This is a genomic window from Bacteriovorax sp. Seq25_V (assembly GCF_000447795.1).
In the GTDB taxonomy this organism is placed as follows: domain Bacteria; phylum Bdellovibrionota; class Bacteriovoracia; order Bacteriovoracales; family Bacteriovoracaceae; genus Halobacteriovorax_A.
The window spans coordinates 185,505-201,640 of record NZ_AUNI01000021.1 but is presented as its reverse complement, the minus strand read 5'-3'; the positions used below and the strand labels follow the sequence as shown (position 1 = coordinate 201,640).

The 16,136-nt window shown below is 36.1% G+C and carries 17 protein-coding genes and 1 pseudogene; 9 read left to right on the top strand and 9 right to left on the bottom strand.

Annotation, left to right across the window (positions count from 1 at the left end; translation table 11 throughout):
* Window positions 1-33: 33 nt before the first annotated feature.
* From ribB to M900_RS15665, 4 genes and pseudogenes are all read right to left on the bottom strand, one after another.
* Window positions 34-648: pseudogene (gene ribB / locus M900_RS15680) on the bottom strand (3,4-dihydroxy-2-butanone-4-phosphate synthase); the annotation flags it as partial.
* Window positions 645-1,301: a riboflavin synthase gene (locus M900_RS15675; protein WP_021275910.1), complete on the bottom strand. Its 657-nt coding sequence runs from the start codon at window positions 1,299-1,301 to the stop codon at window positions 645-647. The gene M900_RS15675 and the pseudogene ribB, both read right to left, overlap by 4 nt.
* Window position 1,302: 1 nt before the next feature.
* Window positions 1,303-2,376, bottom strand: a complete 1,074-nt coding sequence (gene ribD / locus M900_RS15670) for a bifunctional diaminohydroxyphosphoribosylaminopyrimidine deaminase/5-amino-6-(5-phosphoribosylamino)uracil reductase RibD (RefSeq protein ID WP_034733198.1) — start codon at window positions 2,374-2,376, stop codon at window positions 1,303-1,305.
* Window positions 2,377-2,468: 92 nt separating this feature from the next.
* On the bottom strand, window positions 2,469-2,801 hold the full coding sequence (locus M900_RS15665) for a hypothetical protein (protein ID WP_034733077.1): 333 nt from the start codon (window positions 2,799-2,801) through the stop codon (window positions 2,469-2,471).
* A 105-nt stretch (window positions 2,802-2,906) separates the two neighbouring features.
* Here M900_RS15665 and galE point away from each other — a divergent pair, with 105 nt between their 5' ends.
* Window positions 2,907-3,884, top strand: a complete 978-nt coding sequence (gene galE / locus M900_RS15660; protein ID WP_021275979.1) for a UDP-glucose 4-epimerase GalE — start codon at window positions 2,907-2,909, stop codon at window positions 3,882-3,884.
* Here the strand turns inward: galE and M900_RS15655 are convergent.
* Window positions 3,881-4,915, bottom strand: coding sequence for a hypothetical protein (locus M900_RS15655; RefSeq protein ID WP_021275703.1), 1,035 nt, complete (start codon window positions 4,913-4,915; stop codon window positions 3,881-3,883). The genes galE and M900_RS15655 overlap by 4 nt on opposite strands.
* A gap of 141 nt (window positions 4,916-5,056) precedes the next feature.
* Between M900_RS15655 and M900_RS15650 the strand changes: the two genes are divergently transcribed.
* From M900_RS15650 to rfbB, 6 genes are read left to right on the top strand one after another with little or no spacing between them, the layout of a single operon-like run.
* Window positions 5,057-6,340 carry a UTP--glucose-1-phosphate uridylyltransferase gene (locus tag M900_RS15650; protein ID WP_021275868.1) on the top strand — a complete coding sequence of 428 codons (1,284 nt, stop codon included), beginning with the start codon at window positions 5,057-5,059 and terminating at the stop codon, window positions 6,338-6,340.
* Window positions 6,337-7,359: a glycosyltransferase family 2 protein gene (locus M900_RS15645; protein WP_021275855.1), complete on the top strand. Its 1,023-nt coding sequence runs from the start codon at window positions 6,337-6,339 to the stop codon at window positions 7,357-7,359. Before M900_RS15650 ends, M900_RS15645 begins: the two co-directional genes overlap by 4 nt.
* Window positions 7,356-8,222, top strand: coding sequence for a glucose-1-phosphate thymidylyltransferase RfbA (gene rfbA / locus M900_RS15640; RefSeq protein ID WP_021275707.1), 867 nt, complete (start codon window positions 7,356-7,358; stop codon window positions 8,220-8,222). The genes M900_RS15645 and rfbA overlap by 4 nt, the downstream gene beginning before the upstream one ends.
* A gap of 1 nt (window position 8,223) precedes the next feature.
* Window positions 8,224-8,772 carry a dTDP-4-dehydrorhamnose 3,5-epimerase gene (gene rfbC / locus M900_RS15635; RefSeq protein WP_021276003.1) on the top strand — a complete coding sequence of 183 codons (549 nt, stop codon included), beginning with the start codon at window positions 8,224-8,226 and terminating at the stop codon, window positions 8,770-8,772.
* Complete coding sequence (gene rfbD / locus M900_RS15630) at window positions 8,750-9,571, top strand: dTDP-4-dehydrorhamnose reductase (protein ID WP_021275859.1); 822 nt, start codon at window positions 8,750-8,752, stop codon at window positions 9,569-9,571. Before rfbC ends, rfbD begins: the two co-directional genes overlap by 23 nt.
* Window positions 9,550-10,560 carry a dTDP-glucose 4,6-dehydratase gene (rfbB, locus tag M900_RS15625; protein WP_021275815.1) on the top strand — a complete coding sequence of 337 codons (1,011 nt, stop codon included), beginning with the start codon at window positions 9,550-9,552 and terminating at the stop codon, window positions 10,558-10,560. Before rfbD ends, rfbB begins: the two co-directional genes overlap by 22 nt.
* Here the strand turns inward: rfbB and M900_RS15620 are convergent.
* Entirely contained in the window at window positions 10,552-11,202 is a 651-nt protein-coding gene (locus M900_RS15620; RefSeq protein ID WP_021275766.1) for a glycosyltransferase family 2 protein, read from the bottom strand. The two genes, rfbB and M900_RS15620, sit on opposite strands and share 9 nt — an antisense overlap.
* Window positions 11,203-11,253: 51 nt before the next feature.
* Here M900_RS15620 and M900_RS15615 point away from each other — a divergent pair, with 51 nt between their 5' ends.
* Window positions 11,254-12,579: a hypothetical protein gene (locus M900_RS15615; RefSeq protein WP_021275998.1), complete on the top strand. Its 1,326-nt coding sequence runs from the start codon at window positions 11,254-11,256 to the stop codon at window positions 12,577-12,579.
* On the opposite strand, the gene M900_RS15610 is transcribed toward M900_RS15615, so the two are convergent.
* A complete protein-coding gene (locus M900_RS15610) occupies window positions 12,569-13,537 on the bottom strand; it encodes a hypothetical protein (RefSeq protein ID WP_021275733.1) in 969 nt (322 codons plus the stop codon). The genes M900_RS15615 and M900_RS15610 overlap by 11 nt on opposite strands.
* Window positions 13,538-13,746: 209 nt before the next feature.
* Here M900_RS15610 and M900_RS15605 point away from each other — a divergent pair, with 209 nt between their 5' ends.
* Window positions 13,747-14,994: a hypothetical protein gene (locus M900_RS15605; protein WP_021275877.1), complete on the top strand. Its 1,248-nt coding sequence runs from the start codon at window positions 13,747-13,749 to the stop codon at window positions 14,992-14,994.
* Here M900_RS15605 and M900_RS15600 read toward each other — a convergent pair.
* Window positions 14,991-15,476: a hypothetical protein gene (locus tag M900_RS15600; protein WP_034733073.1), complete on the bottom strand. Its 486-nt coding sequence runs from the start codon at window positions 15,474-15,476 to the stop codon at window positions 14,991-14,993. The two genes, M900_RS15605 and M900_RS15600, sit on opposite strands and share 4 nt — an antisense overlap.
* Window positions 15,476-15,937, bottom strand: a complete 462-nt coding sequence (locus M900_RS15595; protein ID WP_021275785.1) for a hypothetical protein — start codon at window positions 15,935-15,937, stop codon at window positions 15,476-15,478. Before M900_RS15595 ends, M900_RS15600 begins: the two co-directional genes overlap by 1 nt.
* Window positions 15,938-16,136: the final 199 nt, after the last annotated feature.

Below are 16,136 nucleotides of genomic sequence, written 5' to 3'. Positions count from 1 at the left end.
TCCAATTTCATTTTCGTTTATATCAGCATTAAGCGCAGCCGTCTTTTTTCTGTATATAACGAGATCTTTTATTGTTATAAATTTTAAATTAAATTTCTTCGCTAGTTCAAATAATCCCGGAACAGTTTCCATTCCACCATCAACATCCATAATCTCACAGATAACTCCAGCTGGTGCACACCCCGCAAGACGAGCAAGATCAACAGCGGCCTCTGTGTGACCATTTCTAACTAACACACCCCCATCTTTGGCAATGAGTGGAAAAATATGTCCAGGTCTTAGCAGATCTTCTGGTGCTGTCGTTGGTGAAACCAATTCTAAAATTGTAAGTGCGCGATCTGCACAAGAAATTCCAGTACCACCTTTTGCAGAATCGATAGAAACAGTAAATGCTGTATGATGAACAGAATCGTTTTGAGCTACCATTAATGGAAGTTTTAATTCTGCTGCACGAGACTTTGTGATTGGAGCACAAATTAACCCACGGCCATGAGTGGCCATAAAATTAATGGCTTCAGGAGTCACTCTATCAGCAGCCATGATAAAGTCGCCTTCATTTTCACGGTCTTCATCATCCACAACGATAATTATTTTACCAAGACGGATATCTTCTATCGCTTCTTCTATGGTATTAAATTCGTACATCAAAATCCTCTATCTTTAAGCCAGGCTTCAGTGATTTGCCCTTGGCCATTGTTAGCCCCTTGCCCATAAAAAAGCAAGTTTTCAATATATTTTCCGAGGATATCAACCTCGATATTTACTAAACTACCAACCTTTCGATTGCGTAAAACAGTATTATTCCAAGTATGCGGAATGATCGATACTTGAAACGAACAATCCTCTTTAAAAGTATTAGAAACTGTTAACGATATACCATCTATTGTAACAGATCCCTCTTTCACAATATATTTCATTTGAGACGAATTAACTCTCAACGTAACTACATAGTTATTTCCAGTATTTGTTATATTAGTGATCGTACCCTTGTCATTCACATGGCCTTGAACCATGTGGCCACCTAGGCGATCTGACATACGAAGTGCCAACTCCATATTTACTTCATCACCAGGGCGCAAGTTTCCAAGAGTAGTTTTCTCCAATGTCGTATGGACAGCTTGAACCGTAAAAGTCTGATCAGAAACGGCAACTGCTGTCTGACAAGCTCCATTAACACTAATAGAATCATCGATTTCTATTTCTGGCAAAAGGACCTTAGAAGCAATTTCGAGAATTGCTCCTTCGGCATTTTTTGTTACACGTCTAACAATTCCAATTTCTTTAACTAAGCCTGTAAACATATTATTCCCCAGCACTCAGTTCAAAAAGTGCCTGCTTCCCAATAACCTTCACTTCACAATTTTTAAAATTCAATGCTTCGGCCATCTTTTCAGAATGCTTTTTATAATAACTCAAACCCTCACCTAAAATTTTAGGTGCAATAAAAATTGATATGCGATCAAATAATTTCTGTTCGACTATAGAGCATGCAAGCATTGGCCCACCTTCAATTAGTACTGATGTAATTCCCATCTCACCAAGTTTAGCCAAAGTTTCACCTAGATCATTTGCAAAAACTAATTTAATTTTTTTCTCATCTAAAAAATTTAAAACATCATTTGGTGCGGATTGATATTCATTAGCGCGAACGACGAGAATCGTCTTCGAAACATTTTCATCATTCAAAAGTTTAGCTTTCAAATTTAAGTTTTTAGGACTTCCTACAATCACTCGATATGGAGTCTTACCTTTTGAATTTATCCCCATCCTAATATCAAGAGCAGGATCATCAGCGTTAAGTGTACTACGACCAACCATGACAGCGTCGTACTTCAAACGCATCTCATGAACGATCTTTCTCGCATTCTCATCTGTGATCCATTTTGAATCACCACTCATCGTTGCCATCTTCCCATCAAGAGTTTGCGCGAGCTTCAGATGTACGAATGGTTTTTTCTCTTTGATATATTTAAAGAAGACTTCATTTAAAAGCGTTGCTTCTTTTTCGAGGACACCGACAACAACCTCAACTCCAGCATCTCTTAAAATTTTTACACCGTTACCAGCCACATTTGGATTGGGATCAAGACAAGCAACAACAACGCGCTTAAATTTTTTCTGTAAAAGAAGATTTGTACAAGGAGGAGTTTTCTTATTTGTATGGCAACAGGGTTCAAGAGTTACGTAGATCGTTGCATCCTCTAAGTTCTTTTCCCCACAATTTGCCACAGCATTAACTTCAGCATGGCCCTCGCCCGAACGAATGTGGTGACCTTCACCTAGAATAATATTGTCTTTAACAACAACTGCTCCGACCATAGGATTTGGAGAAACTGTACCTAGACCCTTCATTGCATTTGCAAGGGCTCGTTTCATAAATTGAATGTCGATATGTTCTTGATTTGTCACGGTCGGAACTTATCACATATGACATGTTCCGACCATAAATGATTGAAATAATTACAGGACTAGTTTTCTAATTTTTTCAATAAGTTAAGTATGTTTTTGCTGTGAATTTTATCCATAAAACATAGAGCAATTCCAACGAAAAAGGAGACTGTGGGAATAATCGCAATTAATCCAAAGTAAGGGGAAAGCTCTAGATCCAGAAATCGACCTGCGAATATATAAACATTAAAACATATTGTTAGAATTGGAATCATAAAAGAAAGTGAAGTAGCTGTAAAATAGGAACTATCAAAAGTCATGATATATGTAGCAAGAAGTGGAAATACTACTAAGCTTATTAAAATTTGTCCGATAAATAATTTGATAAATATTTTCTTTTCTAATTTCTTCATATGACCTCCTAAGTCTCAAATTCTTATAGCTTAAAAGGCTTTTATCTTCTTTAGTCCCAATTTTTTTTATTAGTATTTTTCGCTTATGAAATGTAATATCTTCTCATGGCAAAAATACTTCTTACCGGCGGCGCTGGATATATTGGCTCTCACGTATTAAATCTTCTCGGTTTAGATGGTTCTCATGAAATTACTATTCTTGATAATCTCTCAACGGGACGCAAAGAATCTGTTCTCTTTGGTGAATTGATTATTGAAAACTTAGAAAATACTGATGCTATCGATAAACTTTTCAAGGAAAAGAATTTCGATGCTTGCCTACATTTTGCAGGGAGCATTGTTGTTCCTGAATCTGTGTCAAACCCAATTAAATACTACGATAACAATACTAAGAACACTTATGAACTTTTAAAAATATGTCATAAATACGGTGTCAATAATTTCATCTTCTCTTCGACTGCTGCTGTTTACGGAAATACTCCTGATGGAATCTGTAGTGAAGAAACTGCGGCAACACCACTAAATCCTTATGGTAAAACCAAGTATATGACAGAGTGGATGCTTGAAGATTTCTCTCACGCTTACCCCGATTTTAATTACGTCATCTTTAGATACTTTAATGTAGCCGGGGCGAATATTGACTTAAAAATTGGCCAGTGTACTCCCGATGCTACTCACTTAATCAAAATTGCGGCCCAGACAATTGTTGGAAAACGTGAAAAGATGGCAATTTTTGGTGATGACTACAACACTCCAGATGGCACTTGTATTCGTGACTATATCCATGTTGATGACCTAGCTCAGGCACACGTTGACGGACTCAATTATCTTTTAAAAGGTGGAAAATCCACGCGACTAAATTGTGGTTACGGACACGGTTATTCGGTAAAAGAAGTTATTGCAACAATGAAGAAAGTTTCTGGAATAGATTTTAAAGTAGAAATGGCACCCCGTCGTGACGGTGATGCCGAGAAATTAATTTCGAAAGCTTTAAAAATTAGAGATGTTATTGGCTGGGTTCCTAAATATGATGATCTTGAAACCATTTGCAAAACTGCGCTTGAATGGGAGAAGAAAATTTAATCTTCAAGCAAGATAACGTCTGTTTTTAATTGGTAGTCCTCTTTGTAAAAGTAATTTGTCATCTCTGGTTTATTTCCATTTGATAAATGTATAGACATTACCTGACCATCAACACTCACTGGAGTTATAAGTCCTACATTTACTACGCGAGCCGATTCTTTACTTCTACTGATAAAATTTCTATATACATATCTCTTTAGAATTTTATAATCGTTATTTACTTCCTTGTTTCCTGTTTGCTCATAAAAGTATGGCTCAACACTTTCTATTACACTTTCAATATTTGAGTATTTCCACTCCTTAATCATTCTATATTCGCCTGAAATATTTAATTTTTTAAGATTCAGCCCGCCAGTAAATATATTACTCAACTTAGAAGGTATGTATGTCACATTGATTTTGATATTCTCGTTAACTAAAACAGGTGTTTTCGCTTGAACCTTATCTCTCATGATTACTCGATTATTTTTGCAGTCCTCAGAGGGCGCACTATCAATCTTACCAAAGCTACACTCACCAATTCTTGGATAGATTACATTAATCATTTCATTCACATCAGTAACAAATGTGACTTCCTGAATTCTAAAGCCTGGTTTTTTACCTACAAAATGAGCGACATCATCTCCTTTATACTCAATTACTGAACGCTCTCCAGATGAGTTGATTTCTTTATTACTTACTCTATCTCGAACGATAGAATTTTCTAGAGTTAAGTTCTCATAGAGTTTAAGACCTGAGATTCTATATTCGACAATAATCTTTTTTTCTTTTAAGAGTTCTAATCTTTGAGCGTCTGTGAGCTTTTCAAAAATAAGCTCTCCTTTTTCTTCATCAAATTTTTCAACCTTAAGATTGATCGTGTTGTCCGAAGTCGTGATTATTAGTTCGTCAGCATCTATGGACAACACAGGCTTCTTCGCTTTTTTAACCATGCCTGTAACCGTAGAATTTAGTCCATTTTTTCTCTCGCCATTCTTACTCCCACATGAAGACAACGCAACGCAAACAATCAATAAAAATACCTTTTTCATCTCTACCTCCTACAGCTTTTGAAAGCTTATAGGGGAGATTTGTAAAAGATGACAGATTTTGCTGATTTCCCTCTTGAAATATTTCAGAAATGAAACGCCTAACCTATCAATTTCAATGCTAATTAGGTAGAATTACCATCTATGACAACAATTGAACTTATTGAAAATCCAGTTGAAAGGGCTTATTTTGCAGGCCTCTTAAAAAAACGTAGGGAAGAGAGAGAATTTCTCTCTATTCACACGTCAGAAAATCCAACTGGACTCTACCCGACCGCAATAGCACCTCAAAATCTTTTGAAGTCTTACCCAATTTCAACTTACGAAGAAATTAAGGCGAAGTATTCGTCAGAGGGAATTGTACCTGCCACACTTTGGCTTAAAAAGATGCATGGAGGAATAGGTTCTAGTGTTGATCGTACTGAGTATTTAAAAAAGTATAATCGCACAAAGCTTGGCTCTAAGGGAACTGATCTTTATATTGAAACTTCAAAGGGGCCAATCTCAATTGCAGAGGCACAAATTATTCAGGCCTCGAAAAAGACGACATCCTTTGAAAAGGTCATTCTTCAAGATATTTTAAATGAAGAGGTCACTGAGATTTTTGATGAAATTTGGTCAAAACATGCTGACTTACTAAATGAGTCTTTTATGAGATTCACTCCACTCATTCAAACCAATGTACCGACACTTGATGAAGATAATAATATTACAACAGAGCGGGTAGCTCCTGCAGGACATGGTCTTTTTGGGTTTGAGGTTCTCTATTCGATTTTTCATAAGGAATATCGCCCACAGGAGAAGAATCTCATTTGCTGCATTGGAAATGGTGAGGACTTAAGTTCAACCCCCGATCGTGCGGTTGTCAATTGGATGCTTAGAGAACGAGTGCCCATTTGCATGGTAACGACAACGAAAACCAAAAGCGATGTTAAAGGTGGTCAAATTGCACTTTACGATCGCGGAGAAAAAGGTCAGTACTTAACGATCATTGAAAAAGCTCAGGCTGATGAATGTAATCAGTCAGAACTCTTTAAAGAGTTGGGGCTCAGGCCAACTGACAGTGCTGCTTTTTTTAATACTAATCTTGTACTTTTAAATATTGATGTACTTGCGGAACTTTTTTCAAAGTGTGAATCAGAGGAAGAGCTTCTACAGGCCATTGTTCCGGACTTGATCCTTAATAAGAAAGTCCAAGACGGGAAGAATTTCTTTCAACTCGAAGGAGCAATGGGCTCTGTCTTCTTAAATCTTGATAAGTACTTTAGAAAAAAATTTAACACTCCAGTAGTTAATATAATGAATGTTTCGACGAAGAATCGTCGTCGTTTTTTTTCACCGATTAAGACGATGGATGATTTCCTTGATCAGTATTTTGGGAAGAACTCAAAGTTTAACGAAGAAAATTTTCATTTGGAAAATATATGACAAAGTTATATGGCTTCACATTTATGCGTGGTGTGGACAAACTTGATTACCCTTATCTCGAGATGCTCGAGTCAATGTCTGGACTTACAGATAAAATCTATCTTGCTCTTGGTGACAGTGATGATAAGACAGGTGAGAATGTAAGGAAGCTTCCAAACGTTGATGTTATTGATACGACTTGGGAAGATAAGTACTCAGGGGATGGAGGCACGATCTTTTCACGTCAGGCCAATATTGCTCTTGATAAACTGCGCGCAGAGCACGGGGATGAAGATGATGCTTGGGCATTATTTCTTCACTGTGATGAAATCATTCACCCAGATCAGTATCAAGAATTAAAAGATAAGATTGAAGAAGCGAAGGCTAATGGTCACGATGCCGTTCGTGTGCGCTTTATCCATTTTTGGAAAGATCATTATCATATGGCGATTAACAAGCGATGGCAGCCAATGGAAATTAGGGCGTTTAAACTAAAATCCAATATTGTTTGTCATGGTGACGCACAAGGTTTCTCTGGTTTCAATTCACAGATTGATAGTGATGTACTTCTTCTACACTACGGACATGTCAGGCCAGCGGAACAGCACAAGGCTAAGCAAGAAGAAATTATGAGACGTATTCGTCCAGCAGAAAAATTTGATAAGTATTGGAAGCGTGAGAAAAAAGCTTTTGCAAAAACAAAGCTTGCTCCCGTTCTTATAAAGCACCCTGAATTTATGCGCTCGCGAATTGAAAGGCTTGGTGACATGTTTGATCTTCCAGAAGCGGGTAGAATTTGTATTTTTGGTAATCGACTTGATTTTCAAAAGTCTACGCTTGATCGAATTAATGCGAAGGAAATTATTTGGAATAAAAAAGTTCCTGGTGCACTCTTTATGCACATGAATCCAGGACTAATTGATCGAATCCTCTACAATGAACCAAAGTCTGTGAATATGGAATCTCACCTCGCGACGGACTGGTCAAAAGATATGCAATTAATTTTAAGATTATCACGCTTAGGAGTATCACAAAAATGAAAGGTATTATTTTAGCCGGTGGATCGGGAACAAGGCTTAATCCTGCAACCTTATCAATTTCAAAGCAGATTATTCCTATTTATGATAAGCCGATGATTTATTATCCATTATCAGTTTTAATGCTTTCAAATATCAGAGATATTCTTATTATATCAACACCTAGAGACATTATTCATTTTGAAAATCTTTTTGGAAATGGATCACAATTAGGTCTCAATATTTCCTATAAAGTACAACCTTCACCAGATGGACTGGCCCAGGCCTTTATTCTTGGAGAAGAGTTTATTGGTGATGATAATGTCTGTCTCATTCTCGGTGATAATATTTATTATGGGCATGGACTTACTACGAAACTAGAAAAGGCAAGTGAGCTTAAGTCGGGTGCGACTATTTTTGGCTATTACGTGCAAGACCCTGAACGTTATGGTGTCGCTGAATTTGATGACAATCAAAAAGTTATATCAATTGAAGAAAAACCTGAGGCGCCGAAGTCAAACTATGCTGTGACTGGTCTTTATTATTATGATAATTCGGTTGTTGAAATTGCAAAAAGTATAAAGCCGTCAAAACGAGGCGAGCTTGAAATTACTTCTGTCAATCAGGCATATCTTGAAAGGGGAGATCTTAACATGGAACTTCTTGGACGTGGAATTGCTTGGCTTGATACGGGAACTCATACTTCACTACTTGAGGCCTCTAACTTTATTCAAACAATTGAAAAACGCCAAGGTCTGAAAGTTGCTTGCCTCGAGGAGATTGCATTCAAGAAGAATTGGATAACGAAAGATCAAGTACGAGAGACAGCTTCCACAATGAAAAACAGTGACTACGGCAAGCACCTCATGCGAGTTATTAAGGAATAGTATGAGTTTCAATGAAACACCAATTAAAGATTTAGTAATATTTGAACCACGAATTTTTCAAGATGAGCGTGGTTATTTTTTTGAAAGCTATAACTTAAATACATTTAAGCTTGCCGGTCTTGAATATAACTTTGTTCAAGACAATCAGTCTTTTTCAACTTACGGAACACTTCGTGGGTTGCACCTACAGCGTGGAGAGCATGCTCAAGCAAAACTTGTCCGCGTCACCCAAGGAAGTGTTCTTGATGTTGCGGTTGATCTCCGTGAAGATAGCCCAACTTATCTGAAGCACTTCTCTGTTGAGTTATCAGCGGAGAATGGAAAACAGTTAATGATCCCAAGGGGATTTGCCCATGGCTTCGTTGTTTTGAGTGAGTCTGCGACTTTTCAATATAAAGTTGATAATTTTTATAATCAAGCAAGCGAAGACGGTATCGCATATAATGATTCAAAACTTAATATCGACTGGAAGGTTTCAGAAACTGATATTAAACTTTCTGCTAAAGATTTGAAGCTTGGGAGCTTAGATGATTTTTGTTCTAGGAGCTAACGGACAGCTAGGCCTAAGTTTACAAAAGCTTGGTGTGCAACCAATAATTTGTGATATCACAGATCCTCAGGCGATTGATAAAGAATTTCAGTCTCTTTCACCTGGTGCTCTCATTATTAATGCAGCTGCATTTACGGCTGTTGATCTGGCCGAAGAAGATGCCTCACGTGCTTTTCTTGTCAATCAAATGGGTGTTAAGAATATTGCAAAAGCTTGTGAGGATTATGATTTAAGTCTTATCCATATTTCTACTGACTATGTCTTTGATGGGGAAAGCTCTACTCCTTATACCGAATATGATGGTGTTAATCCCAAATCTGTTTATGGGAAGTCGAAACTTGCTGGTGAAGATATTTTATTAGAAGAATTTTCAAATTTTGTGATTATTAGAACTTCTTGGGTTTATTCCGAATATCGATCAAATTTTTTAAAGACGATGCTTAAACTTAAGGATCGTGAGTCATTAAGTGTTGTTTATGATCAAGTTGGAACTCCAACATATGCAGGTGATCTTGCAGTGGCAATTTTGGCAGCGACAAAGAAATTTTCAAAGATTAGGGGAGAGACATTTCATTATTCTAATGAAGGTGTTTGTTCTTGGTATGATTTTGCAAAGGAAATTTTTGAACTTTCAAATATAGAGATGAAAATTAATCCTATTGAGAGTCGCGATTATCCACAAAAGGCAAGCCGTCCCCACTACTCAGTTCTTAACAAGAAAAAAATTAAAGAGTCATTAAATATTGAAATACCACATTGGAAAGAGAGTTTAAAAGTATGTCTAAAAAATCTATCTTAGTTACTGGTGCAGCTGGGTTTATCGGCTCCAACTTTATTCATTATTTTCTTAGCAAATATAGTGAATATCATATTGTGAACCTTGATGCTCTTACCTATGCAGGGGATATGAATAACCTCGAAGGTATTAGTGATAACCATACGTTCACTAAGGGTGACATTTGTGATGAAGCACTTGTGAAAGAGCTTTTTGAAACATATAAATTTTCAGGAGTTATCCACTTTGCGGCAGAGTCCCACGTTGATAATTCGATTCTAGGTCCTGGTGAATTTGTCAGAACAAATGTTAATGGTACTTTCAATCTACTCGATACTGCGAGAAAGTTTTGGATGAATGGACCGTTTGATCATAAAGAAGATTATAAGAACGCGCGCTTCCACCATATTTCAACCGATGAGGTTTATGGGACATTAGGTGAGACAGGATATTTTACAGAGACAACTCCCTATGCTCCAAACTCACCATATTCTGCGTCGAAGGCTTCCTCAGACATGCTTGTGAGAAGTTATTTTCATACTTATGGGATGAATGTCGTGACCACTAATTGTTCTAATAATTATGGACCAAGACAACATAATGAAAAGTTAATTCCAACTATTTTAAGAAAAGCGCTGGCCGGTGAAAATATTCCAATCTATGGAGATGGAAAAAATATCCGTGACTGGTTATTTGTATTTGATCACTGTAGTGCAATTGATGAAGTTTTTCACAATGGTCGCTTAGGTGAGACCTATAACGTTGGAGGCGATGAGGAGAAAACCAACCTTCAGGTCGTCGATGTTATTTGTACGAGACTCGATGATATTCGTCCGCGAAAAAATGGAAGTTATAAAGATCTTATTACATTTGTAAAAGATCGCCCTGGACATGATCGTCGCTATGCGATCGATGCAACAAAGCTTAAGACTGAGTTAGACTGGAAGCCTTCTGTAACTTTTGAAGAGGGAATTGATCAAACTATTAATTGGTACTTGGGAAAGTTATCTTAGACTGGTTTTAAAAGCGTCCAAAGCTAGTCTCATCATTTTCAAAGGGGTGTACTTCGTATGCCCTTTAGTTCTTTTTTCTCTTTTTAAATTAATTATTCCAATATTTTTAGCTAATCTAGGCAACTGTCCTCTCAAGAACACTACTTCTTCTTGTGTTTGAAGGTATTCTCTCACGAGCTGACCTCTCAAGGCACGAAAATCTCCATGATTTTTAATCACTTTCTTATCTTGAAGCTTGATCAATGTATAAAACATGTTTGCAAACAATCTCTTTAGAAATGAATCACTATCTCTATTGCTTCTAACTGCAGCGACATAATCATACCCACTATTAATTAGCGCAATCATTTCATTAATATAAGTAGGATCATCCTGAAGATCTGAATCGATTGTTATTATTAAATCATAGTCTCTTACAATTTTGAGACCTCTAAGTAATGCTTGCTGCTGACCCACATTTTTTTCAAGCTGAATCAATCTTATTCTCGGATACTTTTTTATGTTATTAACAGTATCGTCAGTACTGCCATCATCAACAAGTACTAATGTATATTCTTCTGGAAGACAGAGTAGTGCCTTAATAAAATCTTCAATTATTTCAACTTCATTAAAACATGGTGCTACAATGGCTACACTTTGCATAGAAACATTATAACACTTGTCCTGACTTTAAAGAAAGTTTAGAATTCTTATATGAAGAAATCTGTTTTTATCGTGCTCGCCACACTTTTTTTCTTTCTGATTATGCCAAAGAGCTTCTATGCTGGTGATGCTTATGCGATAAAGTTGAGTGCCAATAATTTTGCCAAAACAGGATCACTTGGAATCGACTATAGTTACAGGAACGTTTTATATCCTCTACTGGAAAACAAAGGACAGTATTTTTTTGAAAATGATACGAAGAAAAAGTTTTTTCATCGATGGGGTCAATTAAACACAATCATATATGCAATCCCAGAATATCTGAACCCTGATGACAGCATACATGTTGATTCGCAGACTGTTCTTTTTCATAACATTTTTCAACTTCTCTTATTCTCAATATTTCTGACAGTTCTGTTAAAAACATTAGAGAATTTAGGATTTAAAAGAAATGAATCTATTCTCTATGTTGCACTGGTAAGTTTTTCAACCGTTACTTTTCAATACATTCGTGTACAGAGCTACGAGTTTTTACAACTACTTTTTTTCACATGCTTTTTTTCAACACTTGAGCGCTTCAAGAATACCAATAAAAATTGGTATCGAATTCTCTATAATATTTTTTTTATTATGATGGTTTTCACTAAAAGTGTACTCTTTCTAAGCTGCCTCTTTGTAATACCCTATCTTGGAATAAAGAACATTAAGAGATATTTACCTGAAATAATAATTCTTTGCAGCTGCGTTCTTCTCTACTATATCCAACAAAATTATCTATATGGAACAACTTTTCCGATAAGAACAGCTCACCCATCTAACCCAGATGAGGTAGATTTCTCACTTGTTTTCTTTAAAGATCGCTTTCTTGATTATTTTATTCTTCCCAAAAGAAGCCTATACACATATTTCCCATTAATGGTCACTGCACTAATGGGAGTGAAACTTACTCTTAGAAATAATAAGCCTGAGTTTATTTTTTTAACCGCGAGCTTTATTATTTTAATGATTCCAAATCTCTTTTTTCACACTTATGGAGATTGGTGCCTCGGGCCGCGCTACATTCTTTTCATATTACCACTTATGAGCTTTCCAGCAATTTACATCCTAAGAAAGAGGATTGTACGTAATATTAGTATAGGGGTGGGTCTAGTATATTTTGTTCTCTATCTAAGTTATAGTATGAATGATCCTCATTTTGCTTATAGACTTAGTGCTATTAGTAATAATCAAGCATATCTAAGTAAAAACCAGCTTCTGCTTTCAATCGATATGCTTAAGACTAGTGAGCACCCACTCTTGAAGACATCTGATGATCTTATCTTCTTAGACGAGCTTCACTGTGACTATTACTTTAGCTTTCTGTGTATTACTTACTAGCTGATGTGTCATTATACTGAACACGGTCGTCTTCTCCACCACTAACTGGTGCACTTGACTTCATATCTATAGCTAACTTACGAGTCAGATTATTTAAAACATCAGACTTCAAAACGTAGACCCTTCCATCTGGGCAAGTAACAGTACTAACTTGTGCCTCAATAGTGCATCCAGCAAGCTCTACATCTTCCTGTCCTACGTTTTTACTTACTTCATTCATGTATTGAGTTCTCTTATCATCCATTAAGATCATCTGACACATTGAGAGATCATAACTATTTTCTTCTAAACACTTTGCCATTTCTTCTTCACTTATTTTTGGGATATAGCCAATAAGTCTAGTTGACATGTCTTTTTTTTCTGCTCGATATTGACTTGCTATTTTTTCATATGCTTTGTTGCTACACTCTGCCTGGCTTTCATCTCCACAGTCACCCATTAAAAAATCATAGCGAGTACAGGCCTCATTAACATCGATTCCATCAACATTTTTAAAAGGACACTTTGGGTGTACATTCTCAAGCTCCTTCATTCTTTGCCTTTTGAATTCCTCAAAATCAGCTTGTGCATGTTTCTTATTAAGAATATTTTTGTCCATATAGGCTGTAATTTGATTACTACATTCTGCCTGGGAATCCTGACAAGCGGCCATTTTCATTCCATAAAGCTTACATGCTTTCATTCTTACTTTTTTACCACCTAGGTCTTTACTATTTCTATATGGACACTTTGGATACTTCTCTCCAACTTCGTCTATTGCATCACTTAACTCAACAATTTCATCCTCTTCTTTTGCCGAATTTTGCTGTACGCGCTCTTTCTCTTTTTTAAAGCTATTAAACTTCGCTTCTCTCTCACACTTAAATTTCTTAAAGGCATCACTAATTTTGCTACAATCAGCAAAAGAAAATTGTGATATAAAAACTGATGCTAATAATACAAATTTTACTTCTCTCATAAGAATTCTCCTCTAAAGTCTATAGTCGGTTATTTTTTAAAAATGGTTTAGTATTTTAATCAACTATGTAACATTTTGACGCTATCCTACTGAAATTACGAAAAACCAACTCACTTGCCGGTGCCTAAAAATGTTGTCAAAAGCTTGTACAGCCTTACATATTTACCTTGTTTAGTACTTTTTTTTACTCAGATTGATATATTAGTCTTATGAAAAAATACTCCCTAATTCTATTTTCAATACTTATTTTCTCTTCTTGCAACAACGAAGAGTCTCGTCAGAATAAGTCAATTTCCAATATTGCACCAACTGCAACAAAACAAATTAACTATAAATGCGATGGTAATGACTGTCTTGAGTCTGTTTTACTTATTAAATCAGGTAACCACTTTTGTGAGGGTGTCGTCCTACAAAAGAATTCAGCTGTTGTTCCATCAGAATGTATCTCTTCGTGTAAAATAACCAGTGGTTACGATATAAAGAATAATCATGGACTCTGTACCGATGTTTCTGACTTTTATACTTCTGAGAATGGTCAAAATCTAAAACTAGTCACTTTTGATTCAGAGCTTGGAACTGCTGTAGACAGTATGGAGCTTCATAAAAACCTTACTTTTGTCAATAATGCCACTATCACAAACTCTGGCACTGAATACATCCAAGAAAACATACTTTGCGAACTCACATTCAAATCTATCTTTCGCCTTAAAGCTGCCTCTGAGTCTTTTGAAGAATTGAATTTAAAGGATTGTGGAAAAAGCGGAATCATAAACTCTAACAGCAAATTTCTTGGTCTTATTAGCGCTCAGGAAGGACGTCTCTCAATTGGAGTAAACCAATCATGCCTCACTGGCTATGGAGTTTGCAATAAGTCTGACTCAATCAAGAGCACAGAGCTTTTATCAATTAATAAAATAAACAAGAATCTCAAGGATATTTCGCTAAAAAAGGCACAGATCCTTAACTCAATGATGATGAAACCATCAGACTATGAAGAGGTCACGTTATTAATGCCAGACATAGATATCACAGAGGATGCTATTTCTATCTCTGATAGAGTCGATTGCTTTTCTAAGAAACCAAATTTTTGGATCAATAATAAATTAATGCTTCCAATAACACTTAATGCCTTTGGTGAAATTGCTACAGCAGGAGAAGTTGAAACGAGCAAAGATCTTTTTCTGTTTGAAGCGATCGAAAACCATTATAACCCATTCAATGGAGAAGCCGTGGAAACGGTAATTGTTCCAACAAATGTTCAAGAGAATATACTTAATCAAACTCCAACATTTAAGAACATTTCTCAGAATACTTCAATTAAGATCAAAGCAAATCTTATTACAAATACACCGAATATATTTGTTCGAAATGGTAAATTTGAATCAATAGTTGGTCACAAAGATCTAGGAAAATACAACAACCTCTCACTGAGGACATTTGATACATGTGCCCTTTAATTAAAAGGGCAGTAATTTGTTAGATTGTATGCACGAATGTATCCAGCATAATGAGTATGAGTAGAATGTGGCTGCAACTTTGATAATTCTCTTTTAAGTATCTCAAACTGGTAATCATCATAACCAGACAAAATTCCTTTATCTATCATCGCTCCCACAGCATCACAATCAGCCTCTTGTTCTTTCGATTGAGTCCAGTAAGGCTTATTAACTCTAAGAGAATGAAATAGCTGAATATGCGCGCATTCATGATGAGCGAAGAAGCTTGCTAATAATGGATGAAGAGCGTTTGCAAATGTAGGATTCCACACTATAACTGCGTAACCACGAGGCCCCATTTGGGCGTATCCAATATTATCAAGTCTACTATCGTTTACAACTCTTACTTGCTCACCAGTTCTTGGATCACTACACCTGGTATATGTAGAATATTCCGCTCCATACAAGGCGAAAGTAAAAAGAAATGCCAAACAATACTTCATTACCAACATCTCTTCATCCAATACTCAATATTTGACTCACAGACTTTCTTATTTTGATTATAAATAGAGTCTGTCTCGTCTAATCCACTAAGAGCATTATTTGTTCCACCGAGTCGACTAAGGGCCACGTCGCCAATTTCAGAACCTGGATCACACGTGCTTAAAATCTTACCAAACTGCTCACCAACGAAAACTAACTCTTCTATTATAAACGGAAGATCTTCCATTAGACTTATGTACTCACCTTTAGTTCTTTTTATAACTTTACAAATTTCTATATGATTCGGGTTCTTAAAATTACATAGTCTATTAAAGTTATTAATGTGTGATTCATAATCAACCCAAATATCATCTTGCATTGACTTTGCTATTTCTAAGTTTTCTTCTGTACAATATGTCCCTGCATGGCATGTGAGTGTTAGTAGAATTACAATAATTCCATTCTTAAAATTTGTTTTCATTTTCACCTCATTTTTTCATGCTTCTACAAAATTTGCTTTTATCTGACAAACCTTTTTGAGCTAATATTTCTTAATCATGACTATCGCTAGGTATCCTGGAGCCTTTTCCAAATTTATTGCATCAATTTTTCAAAACTGATAAAGTTACATAAGGAAGAGGTGATGCGGTTACATCACCTCTATTACCCTAAAGTTTTCT